Source organism: Streptomyces sp. NPDC037100 (assembly GCF_055606225.1).
The window spans coordinates 38,170-60,038 of the sequence record NZ_JBVJSX010000008.1 but is presented as its reverse complement, the minus strand read 5'-3'; the positions used below and the strand labels follow the sequence as shown (position 1 = coordinate 60,038).

Genomic DNA, 21,869 nt, shown 5'->3' with positions numbered 1-21,869 from the left:
CAGTGGGCCCACCCGGCTGAGCCGCGCAATGGTCCACCCGGCGCGAAGCGGCGACCGCCCGGCGGTGCCACACCCCCGATGGCCGAACCCGTGACGGCCAGCGCTGCCCGCGGTCGGCCACCGCGCACCGTCGGTGGTCCACCGCCGGGCACGCGCGCCCTCACTCAAGGAGAAACGGTGACAAGCACACAGCTGACCGGGGCCGAATCGCCTCTTGACGCGTTACCCGGGCGATGGCGGTCCTTACGCGACGCGGGCCCCGTGACGTGGGACGAAGAGCGGCGGCAGTGGCACGTCGTGGACCACCAGGGCGTCTCGGCGGTCCTGTCCGACCCGGCGACGTACTCCTCCGACATGACGCCGATCGCCCCCACCCAGGAGGACTTCGAGGCGTTCCGGCAGGGCAACTTCGTCGGCATGGACCCGCCGGAACACCGCAAGCTCCGCACCCTGGTGAGTCAGGCCTTCACTCCGCGAATGGTTCACGGGCTCGCACCGCGCATCGAGGACGTGTGCGCGCGGCTGTTCGACGGCGTCGCCGACCGCGACCGGTTCGACCTGGTCGACACCCTCGCCTACCCGCTGCCGATCATCGTGATCGCCGAACTCCTCGGTATCCCCGCCGAGGACCACAGGCTGTTCCAGGAGTGGGCCGCCACCCTCTTCGGCGGCGACCAGCTCGGGGACAGCCTCGACATGGCCGATCTTGAACGGGCGCTCGAGGCCATCGCCCCGACCGTGCGCGAGATGAACAGCTACGTACTCGACCACATCCGGCACCGCCGCGCCCACCCCGGTGACGACCTGACGAGCAGACTCCTCACCGCCGAGGTCGACGGAACGCGACTGGAGGACCAGGAGATCGTCGGGTTCGTCGCCCTGCTGCTGGTCGCCGGGCACATCACCACCACCGCGCTGCTCGGCAACGCCATGGTCACCTTCGACCGGCATCCCGGCACGCTCACCGCACTGCGGGAGAATCCGGATCGGGTGCCGGACGCCGTCGAGGAAGTCCTGCGCTGGCTGCCGCCCTTCCCCGAACTGGGCCGGCGCACCACCCGGCCGGTGGTCCTCGGCGGCCATGAGATCCCGGCCGACACCCTGCTGATGGTGCACCTGGGGGCCGCCAATCGTGACCCCTCCCGCTTCGCCGCACCGGATGTCTTCGACGCGGCCCGCGACCCCAATCCCCATCTCACCTTCGGCCATGGCATCCACTTCTGTTTCGGCGCCCCCCTGGCCCGGCTGGAAGCCCGAATCGCTCTGCAGATGTTGATGGAACGTTTCTCCTCCATCGCGGTGCCCTCGTACGACGACGTCACGTACCAGAATCCGGCCGTCATCGTCGGCGTACGCCACCTGCCGATCTTCGTCACCAGACCGTAAGCGCGCCGACGCGCACGACCCGCACCGCTCACTCGCGGGCCGGACGCATCCCCCTCCCCGCACCCGCTCTCACCAGGAGTCACCTCCCCATGCCGTACCCCACCGCCGCTCCGGCCGCACACCGGCCGTCGACCTCCTTGCAACAGGAGTTGCGCAGCCACCTCGACTCCCTCGCGCGCGTCCACCGCGTGCCCGGCGCCCAACTGGCCGTCCACACCGGCACCCACGTCCTCAGCGCGCACACCGGCACGGCCGACGCCGTGGCGAACACCCCGTTCACCGCGCAGACGGCCGTCCCCCTGGGTTCCGTCACCAAGGCCGCCACAGCTGCGGCCGTCCTGCTCCTCGCCGACGACGGAGACGTGGACCTGGACGAACCCGTCAGCGAACTGCTGCCCGACTTATCAGGGGAGATACCCGATGTGACGGTGCGTCACCTGCTGAGTCACACCGCCGGCCTCCCCACCGGACCCGACTCCGACAGCGCTGTCGGCACCACCGCCTCCCGGTACCTCTCCGCGGTCTGCACCGCCCGGAACACCCTGTTCCCGCCGGGCACCGGCTTCTCGTACTCCAACGCGGGCTACGTCGCCGTCGGCCGCATCCTGTCCGAAGTGACGGGCATGACCTGGCAGGAAGCGGTGGCAGCGCTCGTCCTGGAGCCCCTGGGAATCGTCCCCGCCTTCCTGGGTGACGCCACCCCCGCCCGGCCGCTCGCCAGCGGCCACGCCCTCAACACGGCGACGGGCCTGGTACGCCCGGCCCACCAGAACCTCGCCCCGGTGGAGGCCCCGGCCGGAGCGCTGCTGGCGAGCGCCGAGGACCTGGTCGCCCTGGGCAGGGCCGTGATCGGCAGGTCCGGCGGACTGCCGGCCGCCGTCGCCGACCTGATGCGGCACCCCGAGCCGTCCGCCGGCCCCGGTGCCCTCGCCGACTCCTGGGGCCTGGGCCTGGCCCTCTTCCGACAGGACGGCCGGGTGTGGTGCGGCCACGACGGGAACGCCCAGGGCACCTCCTGCCACCTGCGGGCGGACCCCGACAGCGGCGTCGTCGTCGCCTTCACCGGCAACGCGGGCGCCGCCACCGCCCTGTGGCGTGACATGGCCGCAGAACTCGCCCGGCTGACCGGCGTTCGCGTGCCCACCGCCCCGACCGCCGACACCCGCCGCGGACTCGCCGTGGCACTCCCGGAGTGCGCCGGAACCTACCGCAACGGGGGCACCGAGTACGTGGTCAAACTCGACGGGGACGACACGCCGACCCTGTCCGTCGACGGCGACTACCCCATCCCGCTGGTCTGCTATCCGGACCTGTCCTGCGACCTGGTGGATCCGGCCACCGGCCGGGTCGAACCGGGCGGTCGTTTCCACCGCGATCCCGCCACCGGGGCCATCGATCGCCTGCAGATCTCCGGACGCACCGCGCGCCGCACAGGCACCCACTGACCGCGCGCCCGATCGGCACCGTCTGACGGCGTGCCGATCCGGCACCGTCCGACGACCGTGCGCCGATCCGGCACCGTGCGCCGATCCGGCACCGTGCGCCGGACCGGCACCGTCCGACGACCGTGCGCCGGACCGGCACCGTCCGACGACCGTGCGCCGGACCGGCACCGTTCCGGCCGTGTACCGGACCGGCACCGTTCCGGCCGTGCGCGCCACCGGCACGGTCCGATCGCGCCCCGCACCCGCCCCGTACGCAAGGACCCCGCACCGCTCCGGCGTGCCCACGCGCCGCCCGAGAGCGGCGCGCCGGGTCCGCGCGCCACCCCCGCCCGAAGGACTGCACCCCGATGACGGACCCGCACGCCCAGCGCCCCGCCACGCCCGTCCCCCCACCGGCCGGCACCGTCCCCCCGGCCCCCGTCCGCGACGTCACCCGTCACGTCCCGCTCGGTGAGCTGTTCACCGGGTGGGTGACGCGCGACCCGGGCGCCCCCGCGGTCACCGACGGCCGGAGTACCTGGTCGTACGCGGAACTCGCCCGGCGGGCCGGCCGGCTCGCCGCCCATCTCGTCGCGAGCGGCGCCGGACCGGAGCGGACGGTGGCCCTGGTCCTGCCGCGCTCGATGGAACTGATCGCCGCCGAGCTGGCCGTGGCCCTCACCGGTGCGGCCTTCCTCCCCGTGGACCCCGACTACCCGGCCGAACGACGGGCGTTGATGCTCGCCGACGCCGCTCCCGCCGTCGTCCTGGACGACCTCGACCGGGTCCGCGCACTGATGGAGGGCCGAGAGCGAGAGACGGACCCGGTCCCGAGCCGGACGCTCCCCGATCACGCGGCGTACGTCATCTTCACCTCCGGCTCCACCGGCACTCCCAAGGGCGTCACCGTCACCCACCGCGGCATCGCCGGTTTCGCCACGGCGGCCGCCGAACGCTACGCCGTCGGCCCGGGCGACCGTGTGCTGCAGTTCTCCTCGCCCAGCTTCGACGCCTCCGTACTGGAGCTGTGCGTCTCCGTGCTGTCCGGCGCCCTGCTGGTGGTCCCGCCGAACGGACCCTGGCTGGGCGACGAACTCGCCGCCGTCCTGGACGAACACCGCATCAGCCACGCCCTCATACCGCCGGCCGCCCTCGCCACGCTGCCCGACCCGGCGGAGATCGGGGGCCTGCCGTCGCTGCGCACCCTGATCGTCGGGGCCGAGGCATGCCCGGCCACGCTCGTCGACCGGTGGGCACCCGGCCGCCGCATGATCAACTCCTACGGGCCGACCGAAGCCACCATCGTCGCCACCTGGACCGGACCACTGACCGCCGGCACCGGGACACCCGCCATCGGCGCCCCGCTTCCCGGCACCGAGACGCACGTCCTGGACGCGGCGCTGCGCCCGGTGCCGCCCGGTGCCGAGGGCGAGTTGTACGTGGGCGGCGACGGACTGGCCCGCGGCTACCTCAACCGTCCCGGTCTGACCGCGACACGGTTCGTCGCCCACCCGTCCGGGCCGCCCGGCGCCCGGCTCTACCGCACCGGCGACCGCGTGCGCCGACGCGCCGACGGCGAGCTGGAGTTCCTCGGCCGCGCCGACCGGCAGGTCAAGGTCCGCGGCTTCCGCATCGAACCCGGAGAGATCGAAGCCGCCCTGATCCGGGACCCGGAGATCCGCGAGGCCGTCGTCGTGGTCCGCGACGAGGAACCCGCCCGCGGCCGGCTCATCGGCTACGTCACCTCCGCCGACCCCGCTCGCAGGCCCGAGCCGGCCCGGCTGCGGGCCGCCCTCACCGCCGCCCTGCCGGCCCACATGGTGCCCTCCGCCGTCGTCGTGCTGGACGCGCTGCCGCTCACCCCGCAGCACAAGATCGACCTGCGGGCGCTGCCCGCCCCCGGCGGCGCGCCGGCCGAGCAGCATGTCGAACCGCGCACCGACGACGAACGGACCCTGGCCGCGATCTGGGCCGACGTCCTCGGCGTCGACACCGTCGGCGTCACCGACGACTTCTTCGACCTGGGCGGCGACTCGGTCCTCGCGGCCCGCACCCTGACCCGCATCCGGGAAGCGTTCGGCGCCCGGCTCACCCTGCGCGACGTGTTCACCGCGCGGACCGTCGGCGCGCTCGCCCCGCTGGCCGCCGATCCGTCCGCCGTCGCCCCGCCGGAGCCGATCCCCTCCGCCCCGCGCTCGGAGCCCGTCCCGCTCTCCAGCGCCCAGCGGCGCCTGTGGTTCCTCGACGACCTCGCCGACGGCGGAACCGAGTACAACACCGGCGTGGCGCTGCGGCTGCGCGGCCCCCTCGACACGCCGGCCCTGGAACGCGCCCTGCACCGGCTCGCCGCCCGCCACGACTCCCTGCGCACCACCTTCGCCACCGTCGACGGACAGGGTGTCCAGCTCGTCGCCGCCGAGGCGGAGCTGCCGCTGCGCACCACCGACGTCGGGCACGTGCCCGCCGACCGGCGCGAACAGGCCGTCGAGCGCCTGCTGACCGAGGAACTGCGCCGCCCCCACGACCTGGCGACGGGGCCCCTGACCCGGGCGCTGCTCATCCGCCGGGCACCCGAGGACCACGTGCTGCTGCTGGCACAGCACCACATCGTCACCGACGGCTGGTCGGTCGGTGTCCTGACCCGGGACCTGGCGGCGCTCTACCGAGCGGAGGCCGCCGGCGAACCCGACGACCTGCCTCGGCCGGACGTGCAGTACCCGGACTTCGCGCTGTGGGAGCTCGAGCGGCACACGGCCGACGCCGACGCGGACGACCTGGCCTACTGGAAACGCCACCTCGCCGGCCTCCAGCAGCTCGACCTGCCCACCGACCGGCCGCGCCCCGCGGTGCGCACCACCGCGGGCGCGGCTCACCGCCAGGACATACCGCGCCACCTGGTGGACCGGCTGCGGCAGCTGGCCGCGGGCCGCGACACCACTGTCTTCACGGTGTTCACCGCGGCGGCGGCCGTGCTGTTCGCCCGCTACTCGGGGCAGCGGGACGTGGCGTTCGGCACCATCACCAACGGGCGGGACCGCCGCGAACTGGAGGACGTGACGGGCTTCTTCGCCAACACCGTCGTGCTGCGCGGCGAGGTCGACGACGCCGCCACCGTGGACCGGTTCGTGCAGACCATGCGCGCGACCGTGCTGGACGCGTTCGCCCATGACGGTGTGCCCTTCGACCGGGTGGTCGAGGAACTCGCCCCGCCGAGAGACCCCAGCCGCACCCCGCTGGTGCAGGCGCTCGTGGTCCAGCAGGCGGCACCCGCGCGACCGCCGGCCGCCGCCGGGGTACGCATCGAGGAACACCCCTTGCCCCGCCCGGCCGCCCGCTTCGACCTCGTGCTGGAGTTCGCGCCGCGCGCCGACGGCGGCCACGAGCTGACGGTCGAGTACAACACCGACCTGTTCGAGACGGCGACCGTGGCCCGGATGGCCCGGCAACTGCAGCACCTGCTCGAAGGCATGGCGGACGGCCCGCACCGGACGCTGGCCGAACTCCCGCTGCTGTCCGGCGACGAGCGGCACGTGCTCCTGGAGTCCTGGAACCCACCCGCGCCGGGCGAGGACCGGGCCGACGGCGCCACGCTCCCGGCGCTCTTCGAGGAGCAGGTGGCCCGGACTCCCGGCCGGACCGCCGTGACCTGCGGCGAGACCCGGCTGGACTACGCCGGGCTGAACCGGCGTGCCAACCGTCTCGCCCGGCTGCTGGCGGCGCGCGGTGCGGGGCCGGAGTCACTGGTGGCGCTGTGCCTGCCGCGCACCGCCGGCCTGCTTCCGGTGCTGTGGGCCGTACTGAAGTCGGGCGCCGGATACCTGCCCGTCGACCCGGGCTACCCGGCCGAGCGCATCCGCTTCATGCTCGCCGACGCGGCCCCCGCCCTCGTCCTGGCCACCCGGGAAACGGCGCACGCCCTCCCCGAGGACTGCGAGCCGCTGCTGCTGGAGGACGTGGCACCCTTCGCCGTCGCCGTCTCGGACCTAGCTGAAGCCGCCGTCTCGGACCCGGCTGAAGCCGCCGTCTCGGATCCGGCCGACGCCGACACCTCGGACCCGGCCGATGCCGACGCCGCCGACCTGACCGACGCCGACCGGACGGGACCGCTCGACCCGTCCCATCCCGCCTACGTCATCTACACCTCCGGCTCCACCGGCCGGCCCAAGGGCGTGGTCGTCACCCACCGCAGCGTGGCCGCGCTCGCCGCCTGGGCCGGAGACACGTTCGGCTCGCGCGGGTTCTCCCACGTCGTCGCCTCCACCTCCCTCAACTTCGACGTGTCCGTCTTCGAGTTGCTGTGCCCCCTGCTGGTCGGCGGCAGCGTCGAAGTGGTCGCCGACCTCACCGCCCTCGCCGACCTCACCGCCCCCACCGATGGCTCCCGCCCGCGCCGGGCCGGGCTGCTCAGCGGCGTGCCGTCCGCGCTGTCCCGCATCCTCGGCGGCGACGGTGCCATCGAGGCGGACACCGTCGTCCTGGCCGGTGAGGCCCTGCCCGCGCGGACCGTGCGGGACCTCAAGGACGCCATGCCCGCGGCCGAGGTGGCCAACATCTACGGCCCCACCGAGGCCACCGTCTACGCCACCGCCTGGTTCGCCGACGGCACCCTCCCCGACCAGGCCCCACCCATCGGCCGTCCCGTCGCCCGCACCCGCGCCTACGTGCTGGACCGCCTGCTGCGCCCCCAGCCGCCGGGCGTCACCGGCGAGCTGTACCTCGGCGGCGGCGGACTCGCACGCGGTTACCTGCGCCGCCCCGGGCTGACCGCCGCCCGCTTCGTCGCCGACCCGTTCGGCGCACCCGGGGACCGCATGTACCGCACGGGCGACCTGGTGCGCTGGAGCGCCGACGGCCAGCTCGAATACCTCGGCCGCGTCGACCAGCAGGTCAAGGTGCGCGGCTTCCGCATCGAACTCGGCGAGGTCGAGGAGGCCCTGCGCGGCTGCGCGGGCGTCACCGAGGCCGCCGCCACCGTCCGCGACGGCGACGGCCACCGCCGCCTGGCCGGATACGTGGTCGCCGCCCCCGGCGCCCGGGTGGAGCCCGAGGCCGTACGCCGCGAACTCGGGCGCACTCTGCCCGACTACATGGTCCCCTCGGCCGTCCTGGTGCTGCCCGCCCTGCCGCTCAACCCCAACGGCAAACTGGACCGCGACCGGCTCCCCGACCCGGCACCGGCCGAACCCGCCGCACGCCACGTCGCGCCCCGCACCCCCACCGAACGGACCCTCGCCGCCATCTGGGCCGCAGTCCTGCACGTGGAGCGGGTCGGAGTGGACGACAACTTCTTCGCGCTGGGCGGCGACTCCATCCTCAGCATCCAGGTCGTGGCCCAGGCCAGGCAGGCGGGCCTGACGATCACCTCGCGGGACGTCTACCAGCACCAAACGGTCGCCGCCCTGGCCCGCCGCGCCGACGAGACGGACAGCCACCGGACCGCCGCCCGGTCCGCCCCCGTCGATGCCACCGGCGCCGCGCCGCTGACACCCATTCAGCACTGGCTCTTCGACAGCGCCGGCGCGCGGGCCGGACACTTCGCCCAGACCCTCTCGGTGGAACTGCCCGCCGACGTCGAGGAAAGCGCGCTCCAGGCCGCCCTCGACGACGTGGTCGCCCACCACGACGCACTGCGCTCCCGCTTCCTCGCCGACGGCACGGGCGTACGGTGGCTGATCGACGGCCCGGCCGTCCGCTGCCGCCTCACCCACCACACCGGCCCGGACACCGACACCCCGCACCTCGGCCCCTACGACCTGGGCCACGGCCCGCTGCTGCGCGCAGTCCTGCACGACCGGGGCGACGGACGGCCGCCCGTCCTGCACCTGTCCGTCCACCACCTCGTCGTGGACGGCGTCTCCTGGCGCCTGCTCCTCGAAGACCTCGAACGCGCCTACCGCGCCCGCCGCGAGGGCCGGGACGGCGAGGCCGCCCTGCCCCGCAAGTCCTCCCCGCTGCGGCAGTGGGCCGAGCGCCTGGCCGCGCACACCGCCGCCGGCGGTTTCGACGACGAGCAGACGTACTGGATCCGCGAGACCGAAGGCGCCCGGGCGGCTCTGCCCGCGGACCGGGAGGGCACCAACACCTACGCCTCCCAGCGCTCGGTGACGGTGCGACTCGGCCCCGAGGACACCGAAGCGTTGCTGCGGACTCTCCCCGAGACGTACCGCACCCAGGCCAACGACGTCCTGCTCGCCGCCCTCGGCCGGGTGCTGTGCGGCTGGAGCGGGCACGACCGGGTACTGGTCGACGTCGAAGGACACGGCCGTGAGGAGCTCTTCGCCGACGTCGACACCAGCCGCACCGTCGGCTGGTTCACCACCCGCCACCCCGTCGCCCTGGCCGTCCCGCCCCAGGCCCCCTGGGACACCGTGCTCAAGCAGGTCAAGGAACACCTGCGCGCCGTGCCCCGGCACGGCATCGGCCACGGCGCCCTGGCCCTGCCGGGCCGCCACGGCGCACCCCTCCCGGCGACCGGCGCGCAGATCAGCTTCAACTACCTCGGCCGGTTCGGCCTGTCCGAGACCCCCGAGAGCCTGTACCGCGGGCTGGTCCGCCCGCTGGAGCTGGACGCCGACCCTTCGGCGCCGCGCCCGCACGCACTGGAGGTCGTGGGGCGGCTGGACGGCGACGGCCTGGAATTCACCTGGTTCTACTCCGACCGTGTGCACCGGCCGGAGACCGTCACCGACCTGGCGGAACGCTACGCCGACGCGCTGGCCGGCCTCGCCCGGTACGCGGCCCGGCCCGGCACCGCCGGACGCACCCCGTCGGACTTCCCGCTGGCCAGGCTCGACCAGACCCACGTCGACCGCATCGTGGGGGAGGACCCCGCCGGTGTGGAGGATGTCCACCCCGTGACGCCCACTCAGGCCGGCATGCTCTTCCACCGGCTCTCCCAGGACGACCGCGCCGTGTACTTCCAGCAGCTGACGTTCGTCCTCGACGGCGTGCCCGACCCCCGGGTGCTGGCGGACGCCTGGCAGCGGGTCACGGACCGCACGACGGTGCTGCGCTCGCGGGTGGTGTGGCAGGACGTGCCCGAGCCGCTGCTCGTGGTGCAGCGCCGGGCGGCGGTGCCGGTGGAACTGTCCGACTGGCGCGGCCTGACCGCCGCCGAACGGGACGAGCGGCTGCGCGACCTGCTCGACCGCGACCGCGCCCGAGGCGTCGACCTGACCCGCGCACCGCTCCAGCGCCTGGTGCTGGCCCGGCTCTCCGACCGCGAGGTCCGCGTCGTGTGGTCCTTCGACCACCTGATCCTGGACGGCTGGAGCCTGTTCCAGGTCCTCTCCGACGTCTTCGCCTGCCACGCGGGACTGTCCGGCACCGCACAGATCGCGCTGCCCGAGCGCCGCCCCTTCCGTGACTACGTCGCCTGGCTGCGTGAGCGCGCCGACCGGGCCGAGGCCGAACGGCACTGGCGGACCCGCCTGAACGGCCTGAGCGAGGCCACAGCGCTCCCCTTCGACCGCGAGCCCCGCGAGAGCCACCACGCGGAGTCGACGGCGGCGGTGCGCGTCACCCTGCCCGAGCCCGCCACGAAAGCGCTGGAGGACCTGGCCAGGACGGCGGGCCTCACGATGAACACCCTCGTCCAGGGCGCCTGGGCGGTGCTGCTGAGCCGTCAGGCGGGCTGCGACGAGGCGGTCTTCGGCACCACCGTCTCCGGACGGCCCGACGAACTGCCCGGGGCCGACGCCATCACCGGCCTGTTCATCGCGACCCTGCCCACGCGTGTGACAGTGCCGCGCGACGAGCCGTTGCTCACCTGGCTGGCCCGGCTCCAGCAGGAGCAGAGCGAGGACCGGCGCCACGACCACGTGCCCCTGCACCGGATGACGGCGTACACCGATCTGCCCGAGCGCGCCGCCCTCTTCGACAGCATCGTCGTGTTCGAGAACTACCCGGTCGACGACGACCTCGCCGCCGCGCACGGCCTGCGGCTGACCGGTCTGGACGGCATCGAGACCACCAACTACCCGCTGAGCCTGGTCGCCTACCCCGGCACGGAACTCGCCCTGCGCCTCGGATACGACCCCGACCTCTTCGACGCCGCCACCGTCGAGCGGATGGCCGAGTACCTCACCGTCCTGCTGGAGGGCTTCGCCGCCACCCCGCGGCGCACTCCCGCACGCCTGCCCCTGCTGACGGCCGCCCGCCGTGAGCAGGTGCTCCACGCCTGGAACGACACGGCCACCGGCACCCCGGCGGCGACCGCCGCGGGACTCTTCACCGCGCAGGTGGAGCGCACCCCCGACGCCGTCGCGCTGCTGGCCGGCGCAGAACGGCTGACCTACCGCGAACTCGACACGCGGGCCGCGGCACTGGCCGGTCGGCTGGCCGCGCTCGGGGTGCGCCCGGAGGTCGCCGTCGGCGTGCTGATGGACCGCTCGGCCGCCCTCGTCGTCACCCAGCTCGCCCTCGCCCGCCTCGGCGGCGTGTACGTCCCGCTCGACGGCCGGGCACCCCGGGAACGGCAGCGCACGATGCTCGCGGAGGCCGGCGCCGGCCTGCTGCTCACGGACGCGGAGTGGCACGAAACGGCCGCGGATCTTCTCCCGGAAGGACGCGTGCTGCGCCCGGACGAGGACACCGCCACGACCGCGGACCTCACCGGCGTGCCGCGCGTGGACCCGGACAACGTCCAGTACCTCATGTTCACCTCCGGCTCCACCGGCACCCCCAAGGGCGTGGCCGCGCGGCAGCGAGACGTCGCCGCGCTCGCCCTCGACCGTGCCTTCACCGTCCACGACCGCGTCCTGGTGCACTCCCCGCACGCCTTCGACGCCTCCACCTACGAACTGTGGGTGCCGCTGCTGCGCGGCGGCACGGCCGTCCTCGCCCCTCCGGGCGACCTGGACGCCGCCGCCGTCCGCCACGCGATCAGCGAACAGGGCGTGACGTGCCTGTTCCTGACGGTCGGCCTGTTCCGTCTGCTCGCCCAGGAGGACCCCGCCTGCCTGCGCGGCGCCCGGGAGGTGTGGACGGGCGGCGAGGCCGTGCCCGGCGCCGCCGTACGGCGCGTGCTGGACACCTGCCCCGACCTCACCGTCGTCGACGTGTACGGCCCGACCGAGACCACCACCTTCGCCACCCGCCAGGCCTTCCACGCCGGTGACGCGCTGCCCGCGACGCTCCCCATCGGCCGCCCCCTGGACGACACCCGCGTCTACGTCCTGGACGGCGCGCTCCAGCCGCAACCGCCCGGCGTGCCAGGGGAGTTGTATCTCGCGGGCGCAGGACTGGCCCGCGGCTACGCCGGACGCCCCGGCGCCACCGCGGCCCGCTACCTGGCCGACCCCTACGGACCGCCCGGCGGGCGGATGTACCGCACCGGCGACATCGTGCGCTGGAGCGCCGACGGCGTACTGCACTTCGTGGGACGCGTCGACGACCAGATCAAGATCCGTGGCTTCCGCGTCGAACCCGCCGAGATCGAGGCCCGGCTCACCGCCCACCCGGCGATCGCCGAGGCGGTGGTGTCGGTGTCACGGCACGAGGGACGCAAACGCCTGGTCGCACACCTGGTGCCGGGCCCCGGCGCGGCCGTGCCGCAGGCGGCCGAACTGCGCGCCCACGTGGCCGCGGAACTGCCCGACTACATGGTCCCGGCCGCGTTCGTCACCGTGGCCGAGCTGCCCCTGACCGCGAACGGTAAGGTCGACCGGCGCAGGCTGCCCGAACCCGAGTGGTCGGCGGCGGCCGACACCCCCTACCGCGCGCCGCGCACCGAGGCCGAACGGGTGCTCGCCGGCATCTGGGCCGAGCTGCTCGGCGTGGACCGCGTCGGCCTCGACGACCACTTCTTCATGCTGGGCGGCGATTCGATCGTCAGCATCCAGGTCGTCTCCCGTGCTCGCACCGCCGGGCTCGCCCTGACCCCGAGGGACCTGTTCCGCCACCCCACGCTCGCCGACCTGGCCGCCGCCGCGACCGGCACCGGCGCGACCGTCGCGGGCACCGGCCCGGTCTCGGGGGAGGTTGCGCTCACTCCGATCCAGCACTGGTTCCTCGACGCCGAGCCGCCGCGCCCGGAGTACTTCAACCAGTCGGTGGTCGTGGAGACGGCCGAGGACATCGACCCCGGCGCGCTGAACGCCGCCCTGGCGGCGCTGTGGACCCACCACGATGCCCTGCGCGCCCGCTTCATCCGCGCGGCGGACGGCACCTGGCGCCAGGAGTACGCCGCCGGGGACACGGAAGTGCCCGAGCTGCTGCGGGTGCACGACCTGGGCGGTCAGGACGCCCACGCCGCCGGACAGGCCGAGGCCCGCCTCTCCCACGAGGCGCACACCGGCTTCCGGCTGGACACCGGGCCGCTGATCGCCGCCCGCCTCTTCACCGGCGACGGCCGGCCCCCGCGCCTGCTGCTGACGGCCCATCACCTGATCGTCGACGGCGTCTCCTGGCGCGTCCTGCTCGAGGACCTGGAGACCGCCTACCGCCAGGCGCGGGCCGGCGAGCCGGTCCGGCTGCCGCAGCGCACCACGTCCGTGCGCGAATGGGTGCGGCGGCTCACCGCACGCACCGGCGAGGCGGACCTCGCCGCGCAGCGCGCCCACTGGGCGGACGTCTCGCGGCACTGCGCCGAACCGCTGCCGGTGGACCTCGACGGCGGCAACACCGTCGCCGACCTGCGCGCCGTGACCGTACGCATGGACCGGCGGCGCACCGAGGATCTCCTGCGCAAGGTCCCCGGCGTGTACCGCACCCGCATCGACGACGTCCTGCTGACCGCCCTCGGCCGCGTCCTGGCGGACTGGACCGGCCGCCGTGTCGTCGCCGTGGGCCTGGAGGGGCACGGCCGCGAGGACCGGCTCTTCGACGACCTCGACCTGTCCCGCACGGTCGGCTGGTTCACCAGCCTCTTCCCGGTCGCCCTCGATCTGCCGCGGGGCGACTGGGGCACCGCGCTGAAAGCCGTGAAGGAACAGCTGCGGGCCGTCCCCGACCGGGGGATCGGCTACGGCGCTCTGCGCCACCTCTCTGGCGACGAACGGCTCGCCGCCGCGCCGCTGCCCGGCATCAGCTTCAACTACCTGGGCCGGTTCGACTGGTCCACCCCCGACGCCGCGCTGGTCCGGGCCGTTCCCGGCGGCCTGGACGGCGCGGAGGACCTCGCGGCGCCGCGTCCGCACCTGCTGGACGTGGTGGCCCGCGTCGAGGACGGCCAACTGGAGATCACCTGGCACTACAGCGGCGGCCGCCACCGCGAGGAGACCGTCGCCTCCCTCGCCGAGGGGATGCTGCGCTCCCTGGAGGAGATCGTCGCGCACTGCGCCGCCCCGCAGGCCGGTGGCCGCACGCCCTCGGACTTCCCGCTGGCCCGGCTCGACCAGGCCGCCGTGGACCGGGTCGTGGGCGACGGACGTGGCGTCGAGGACGTGTACCCGCTGACGCCGATGCAGGCGGGCATGCTGTTCCACAGCCTGATGGACCCCCAGGGCCGCACCTACGTCAACCAGGTGCAGGTCGTCCTGCACGGTGTCACCGACCCCCGCGCCCTCGCCGAGGCGTGGCAGCGCACGGCGGACGCCAACCCGATCCTGCGCACCCGCCTGGTGTGGCAGGAGACCGCCGAACCCCTCCAGGTGGTGGAGCGGCGGGCCGCCGTGCCGGTCACCCACCACGACTGGACCGGCTGGCCCGCCGAGCGGTGCGCGCGGGAGACGGAAGCGCTGCTCGCCGCGGACCGGGAGGCCGGCATCGACCTCGGCGCGGCCCCGCTGATGCGGCTTGCCCTGATCCGGCTCGCCCCGGACCGGGTGCGCATGGTGTGGACGTTCCACCACGTGCTGCTCGACGGCTGGAGCGCGGCCCAGGTGTTCGACGAGGTGTGCGAGCGGTACGCGGCCCTGACCGCCGGCCGCCGCCCGCAGGTGCCCGGCAGGGCCCCCTTCGCCCGCTACCTGGAGTGGCTCGCCGCTCAGGACACCGCCCGCGCGGAACTCCACTGGCGCGACACCCTCGCCGGATTCGCCGTCTCCACCGAACTGCCCCGCGACCGGCGCCCCGCCGACGCCCACCGCGCGTCCTCCTCGGGGACGGTGCGGGTGGCCCTCGGACATGAGGTGTCGGCGCGGCTGAGGGACACCGCCCAGCGGGCCGGGCTGACGGTCAACACGGTGCTCCAGGGCGCCTGGGGCCTGCTGCTGCACCACTACGGCGGCGGTGACGACGTCGTCTTCGGGACGACCGTGTCGGGCCGCCCGGCCGAACTGCCCGGCGTGACCTCCATGGTGGGCCTGTTCATCAACACCCTTCCCACCCGGCTGCGCATCGACCGGGACCGTCCCCTGCTGGAGTGGCTGCGCGAGGTGCAGGCCGCCCAGTCGGAGTCCCGGCGCCACGACTTCGTGTCCCTCGCCCAGTTGCAGACGTGGAGCGAGGTGCCCGGCGGCACCAGCCTGTTCGACAGCATCGTCGTCTTCGAGAACTACCCGTTCGACGCGGGCGCCCTCGCCCGGCACGGACTCGCCGTCGAGCAGGAACGCGACGTCGAGCCGACCAACTACCCGCTCAGCGTCGTCGTCGCCCCCGGCGACGACGTGACCGTCACCCTCGACTACGACCCGGCCGCCTTCGACGCGACCACCGTCGAAGGGATCGGCGCGAGCCTGCGCACGCTGCTGACCCAGGTCGCCGCCGACGTCACCGCCGACCGCCGACTGGCCGACCTCGCGCCGCTCGAACCGGCCGAGGGGCGCCGCCTGCTGGACCGGCTCGCGGGACCGGGGGCGAGGCTCCCGCGGCGCACCCTCGCGGACGCCTTCGCGGCCCGAGCCGCCCGCACCCCCGACGCCCCCGCCGTCAGCGCCGGCGCCGACCGCCTCACGTACCGGCAGCTCGACGAGCGCGCCAACCGGATGGCCCGCCTGCTCATCGAGGCCGGAGCCGGGCCGGAGCGGTTCGTCGCCCTGGCCCTGCCCCGCACCGCCGACCTGATCGTGGCGCTCCTCGCCGTCCTCAAGAGCGGCGCCGCCTATCTGCCCGTCGACCCCGGCCATCCCGAAGAGCGCATCGCGTTCCTGTTCGAGGACGTGCGACCCGACGCGGTGATCACCTGCGCCGACACCTCCGCACGGCTGCCGGACGGCCCGTACACGAGGATCGCGCTGGACGACCCGGGCTGCGCCGCCCGGCTGGCCGCCGCGTCCGCCGCACCCGTCGGCGACGGCGAGCGGCGTGCCCGGCTGCTGCCGGACCACCCCGCCTACGTCATCCACACCTCCGGCTCCACCGGCAGGCCGAAGGGCGTGGTCGTCTCCCACGCCTCGGTGGTGGCGCTGACCGACTGGGCCGCCGCCGAGTTCACCGGCCGCGGGCTCGCCCACATCGTGGCCTCCACCTCGCTCAACTTCGACGTGTCGGTGTTCGAGATCTTCTCGCCGCTGCTGGCGGGCGGGCGGGTGGAGGTCGTCCGCGACCTGCTGGCCCTCGCCGAGCGACCCGAACCGTGGCGAGCGGGGCTGCTCAGCGCCGTCCCCTCAGCGCTCGGCCGGCTGCTGGCCGAGGACACCGTGCGGGTCGGTGCCGACACCGTCGTCCTGGCCGGCGAGGCCCTGCCCGCCCGCGCCGTCCAGCAGGTGCGCGCGGCGATCCCCGGCTGCCGGGTGATGAACATCTACGGCCCCACCGAGGCCACCGTCTACGCCACCGCCTTCACCTGCGACCCGGACGAGCCCGGCCGGGTCCCGCCCATCGGCCGGCCCGTCGGCGGCGCCCGCGCCTACGTCCTCGACGCCCGGATGCGGCCCGTGCCCGTCGGGGCGCCCGGTGAGCTGTACCTCGCCGGCACGGGAGTGGCCCGCGGATACCTGAACCGGCCCGGCCTGACCGCGTCCCGCTTCCTCGCCGACCCGTTCGGCCCGCCCGGCAGCCGCATGTACCACACCGGCGACCTGGTCCGCTGGAGCGCCGAGGGCGACCTGCTGTACCTGGGCCGCACCGACGACCAGGTGAAGGTGCGCGGCTTCCGCATCGAACTCGGCGAGGTGGAGGCCGCGCTGGCCCGGCACCCGCAGGTGGCGGCGGCCGCCTCGCGGGTCGTGGAACACGACGGCCACAAGCGCCTGGTGGCGTACGCCGTCCCGCGTGCCGGCGACACCCCCGTACCGGCAGAGCTGCGGGCCTTCCTCGCCCGCACCCTGCCCGACCACCTGGTCCCGGCGGCCGTGGTGCCCCTGGAGCGGCTGCCACTGGGCGCCACCGGCAAGCTGGACCGGCGGGCCCTGCCGGAACCGGTGTGGTCCGCGGCCGCCACCTCGCAGGACACCCGGCCGCCGCGCACCGCCACCGAGCAGACCCTCGCCGCGATCTGGTCGCAGGTGCTGGACATGCCCGAAGTGGGCGCGACGGACAACTACTTCGCGCTCGGCGGAGACTCCATCCTCGGCATCCAGATCATCTCCGCGGCCCGCCGGGCCGGACTGAACCTGACGCCCCGTCACCTCTTCCAGTACCAGACGGTCGCCGAACTCGCCGCCGCGGTCGACGAGTCACCGGCCGGCCCGGCCACCGCCACGGCCGACCAGGGCCCGGTCGTCGGGGACGCCCCCCTCACGCCCGTACAGCACTGGCTGTTCGACACCCTCACCGGCGACCCGGCCCGCTTCACCCAGGCGGTCTCCTTCGAGGTGGCGCCCGACACCGACGAGACACTGCTGCGCGCCGCCCTCGCGGCGGTCCTGGAGCAGCACGACGCGCTGCGCATGCGCTACGAACCCGTGGGCGAGGGCCGGTGGCGGCAACTGGGCACGCCGCCCGGCGCCGACCCGCACCTGGAGGTGCACCACACCCCCGAGGACCCGGCCGCCGTGGCCGCCGCTCTGTGCTCCGGGTTCGACCTGGCGAGCGGGCCGCTGCTGAAGTCCGCCCTGTGCCACCGGGACGGCGACCGGCCGCCCGTCCTGCTGCTGGCCGCCCACCACCTGGTCGTCGACGCGGTGTCCTGGCGGGTGATCCTCGAAGACCTCGACACCGCCCACCGGGCGCTGCGCGCCGGCGAGACTCCCGATTTGGGGGCGAAGACGACCTCCTTCCGCGACTGGGCCCGGCGCCTGGCCGCGCACACCGCCGACGGCGGCTTCGACGACGAGATCGCCCACTGGGGCGCCCTGCACCCGACGCCCCTGCCGGCCGACCTGCCCGGCGGCAACACCGCCGCCGACGAGGAGACCGTGACGGTGAGTCTCGGCGCCGAGGAGACCCGCCGGCTCCTCCAAGAGGTGCCCGACGCCTACCGCACCCGCGTCAACGACGTCCTGCTGTGCGCGCTCGGCCGGGTCCTGGGCCGCTGGACGGGACAGGACCGGGTGGTGGTCGCGCTGGAGGGCCACGGCCGCGAGGACCTCTTCGACGACGTCGACCTGTCCCGCACCGCCGGCTGGTTCACCACCATGTTCCCCGTGGGCCTCGACGTGCCCCGCGACGCCGGTCTCGGCACCGCGCTGAAGACCGTCAAGGAGAACCTGCGGGCCGTACCGCGCGGGGGAGTGGGCTACGGCGCGCTGCGGCATCTGCACCCCGCGGCGGGACCCGAGCTGCCCGCGCTGCCGCAGGTGGGCTTCAACTACCTGGGGCAACAGGACTGGAGCGCGGCCGGGGACGGTCTGCTGCGGGCGCCCCACGAGGGCCTGACCGGCGGCATGGACCGCTCGGCGGGCCGGCCCCATCTCATCGACGTCCTCGGCCGGGTCACCGACAAGCGGCTGGAGTTCACCTGGTCGTACTCCCGCCGGGTGCACCGGCACGACACCGTCGCCCGGCTCGCCGAGGAGACGGCGGAGGAACTGCGCCGGATCGTCCGGCACTGCGCCGAGTCCGGCGCGGGCGGCCGGACACCGTCCGACTTCCCGCTGGCCGCCCTGGACCAGGCCGCCGTCGACCGGCTCGTCGGCGACGGGCACGACGTGACGGACGTGTACCCGCTCACCCCCACCCAGACCGGCATGGTCGTGCACGGCATGGACGAGCCCGGCGAGGGCCTGTACGTCGAGCAGATCACCTTCGTCGCCGACGGTGTACGCGAACCCGCGCTGCTGGCGGACGCCTGGCAGCACGTCGTGGACACCACGCCCGTGCTGCGCACCGCCGTCGCCCTGGGCCGGGGCCCGGCCCCGCTGCAGACCGTGCACCGCCGCGTCACCCTGCCCGTCACCCGGCTCGACTGGAGCGGCCTTGACCCGGCGCGGCGGGAGACCGCACTGCGGCGGCTGCTCGACGAGGACCGCGCCCGCGGCATCGACCTGGACCGCCCCCCGCTGCTGCGCGTCACCCTGATCCGGCTCGCTCCGGACCAGGTGCGCGTGGTGTGGACCTTCCACCACGTCCTGCTGGACGGCTGGAGCGTCTTCCACGTGCTGTCGGACGTGCTTCAGGCACACGCCGCGCTCGCCGCCGGGACCGAGCCGCGGCTGCCGCGGCGGCGCCCCTTCGCGGACTACGCCGCCTGGCTGGCCGGCCGGGACACGGCCGCCGCCGAGGAGCACTGGAAGGCCGCCCTCGCCGGACACGCCGCGCCCACCCCGCTGCCGTTCGACCGCAGGCCCGCCCCGGGCGCCGCCGCCCGGTCGGGCACCTGGCTGTCACAGCGGCTCGACGCGGCCGGCACGGCCCGCCTGGCGGACTTCGCCCGCCGTCACCGGCTCACCCTCAACACCCTGGTCCAGGGCGCGTGGGCGCTGCTGCTGGCGCGTTTCAGCGGCGAGGCGGAGGTGTGCTTCGGCACCACCGTCTCCGGCCGGCCCGCCGACCTGCCGGGCGCGGACACCATCACCGGCCTGTTCATCACCACCCTTCCCGCGCGGGTCACCGTGGACGAGTCCGCGCCGTGCACCGCCTGGCTGCGGGAGCTGCAGGCCGCCCGCGCGGAGGACCGGCGCTTCGACCACGTGCCGCTGACGGACCTCCACCAGTGGAGCGCACTGCCCCCCGGCACGCCCCTGTTCGACAGCCTGCTGGTGTTCGAGAACTACCCGGTCGGCGACGCCACCGCCGGCGCGCACGGCGTGCGCCTGCGCGACCTGGACGCCCGCGAGGCGACCAACTACCCGCTCACCGTGGTGATCTCGCCCGGCGACGAGCTGACCGTGGAACTCGGCTACGACCCGCGGTACTTCGACGAGACCACCGCCCACGCCCTGGCCGACCGGCTGACCCACGCCCTGACCGCGCTCGCCGGGACGGAGGACCGGACCCGCCTGCACACGGTCGACGTCCTGCCCCCAGCCGAACGCCACCGGCTGCTGCACGGCCCCACCCGCCCGCAATTGCCCCCGTCGCCCCCGGCGACGCTGCCCGCGCTGATCGAGGCCGCCGTCGACCGGTGGCCCGACCGGCCCGCCCTCGACACCGGGGAGTCGCGGCTCACCTTCGCCGAGGCGGAGGACCGCGCCAACCGGCTGGCACACCGGCTCATCGCACGCGGGGCGGGGCCGGGCGACCTCGTCGCGCTGGTCCTGCCACGCTCGGCGGACATGGTCCTCGCCCAGCTCGCCGTGACCAAGGCGGGCGCCGCCTTCCTCCCCGTGGACCCCGGCTACCCGGCCGAGCGGGTCACGCTGATGCTGCGCGACGCGCGGCCCGCCGTCACCCTCACCGCCGAGGAGGTCGCCGCCCTGCTCGCCGCGCCGCCCGACGGCACGCCCGGCCACCGGCCCACCGACACCGACCGCGTCCGCCCGCTGCACCCCGACGACCCGGCGTACGTCATCTACACCTCCGGCTCCACCGGCACCCCGAAGGGCGTCGTCGTCACCCACCGGGGACTGGCCGCGTTCGCCGCCGCCGAGGCCGCGCACTACCAGGTCCGCGCCGGGGACCGCGTGCTGGCCTTCGCCACGCCCAGCTTCGACGCCTCCGTGCTGGAGCTGTGCATGTCCCTGCCGCAGGGCGCGGCCCTCGTCGTACCGCCGCCCGGACCGCTGCTCGGCGCCGAACTCGCCGGCATCCTGCGCACCGCGCGCATCACGCACACCCTGTTGCCGCCCGCCGCGCTCGCCACTCTCCCGCCGGACACCCCCGGCACCCTGCCCGACCTGCACACCCTGATCGTCGGCGCGGACGCCTGCCGCGCCGAACTCGTCGCCCGATGGGCACCGCACCACCGCATGATCAACTCCTACGGGCCCACCGAGGCCACCGTCGTCGCCACCTGGTCCGGCCCGCTGGAGCCGGACGGCGGCGCACCGCCCATCGGCCGCGCGCTGCCCGCCACCGCCGCCTACGTCCTCGACGCGCGCCTGCGCCCCGTCCCCGACGGCGTGCCCGGCGAACTGTGGCTCGCCGGACCGGCCCTGGCACGCGGCTACCTGGGCCGCCCCGGGCTGACGGCGACCCGCTTCACCGCCGACCCGTTCGGACCGCCCGGCACCCGCATGTACCGCACCGGCGACCTGGTCCGCCGCGACGCCCGCGGCGAACTGCACTACCTCGGCCGCACCGACCACCAGCTCAAGCTGCGCGGCCACCGCATCGAGGCCGGCGAGGTGGAAGCCACCCTGGTGCGCCACCCGGCGGTGCTGGACGCCGTGGTGAGCGTGCGGGAGGACGAACCGGGGCTGCCGCGTCTGGTGGCCCACGTGCTCGTCGCCCCCGGCGCCGAACCTCCCGCCGGCACGGACCTGCGGGCCTTCGCCGCCCGCACCCTGCCCGGCCCCATGGTGCCGTCGGCGTTCGTGGTACTGGACCGCTTCCCGCTGACGGAGAACGGCAAGACCGACCGCGCCGCGCTGCCCGCCCCCGTCCCGCAGGCGCAGGAGCCGGCCGCCGGGCACGTACCGCCCCGCACACCCACCGAGGAGGCCGTCGCCGCCCTGTGGGAGGAGACGCTGCAGACCACCGTGGGCGCCGAGGACGACTTCTTCGCCCTGGGCGGCGACTCCCTGCGCGCCCTGCTCATCGCCTCCCGCGCCAACGACACCTTCGGCGTGACCCTCACGCCCCGCGACGTCCTGGTCAACCGCACCGTCGCCGCCCTGGCGGACCTGGTGGAGGAACAGGTGCTGAGCGAACTCGAAGACGCCGCACGCGGCGACAGCGACCACGAAGAACGGTGAG

3 protein-coding genes are annotated in these 21,869 nt (G+C 75.0%); all 3 read left to right on the top strand.

Going from position 1 to position 21,869, the window contains the following annotated elements:
* The first annotated feature begins 261 nt into the window (after nt 1-261).
* Nucleotides 262-1,386 carry a cytochrome P450 gene (locus ACZ7EG_RS25270; RefSeq protein WP_471083123.1) on the top strand — a complete coding sequence of 375 codons (1,125 nt, stop codon included), beginning with the start codon at nt 262-264 and terminating at the stop codon, nt 1,384-1,386.
* Nucleotides 1,387-1,475: 89 nt separating this feature from the next.
* Nucleotides 1,476-2,831 (top strand): serine hydrolase domain-containing protein, encoded by a 1,356-nt coding sequence (locus tag ACZ7EG_RS25265; protein ID WP_471083119.1) that lies wholly within the window; start codon nt 1,476-1,478, stop codon nt 2,829-2,831.
* 347 nt (nt 2,832-3,178) lie between these two features.
* Entirely contained in the window at nt 3,179-21,868 is an 18,690-nt protein-coding gene (locus ACZ7EG_RS25260; protein WP_471083116.1) for a non-ribosomal peptide synthetase, read from the top strand.
* Nucleotide 21,869: the final 1 nt, after the last annotated feature.

Bases quoted from the DNA above. Each gene is read 5' to 3' on its own strand.
- ACZ7EG_RS25265 (WP_471083119.1), top strand. From the start codon at position 1,476: ATGCCGTACCCCACCGCCGCTCCGGCCGCACACCGGCCGTCGACCTCC.
- ACZ7EG_RS25260 (WP_471083116.1), top strand. From the start codon at position 3,179: ATGACGGACCCGCACGCCCAGCGCCCCGCCACGCCCGTCCCCCCACCG.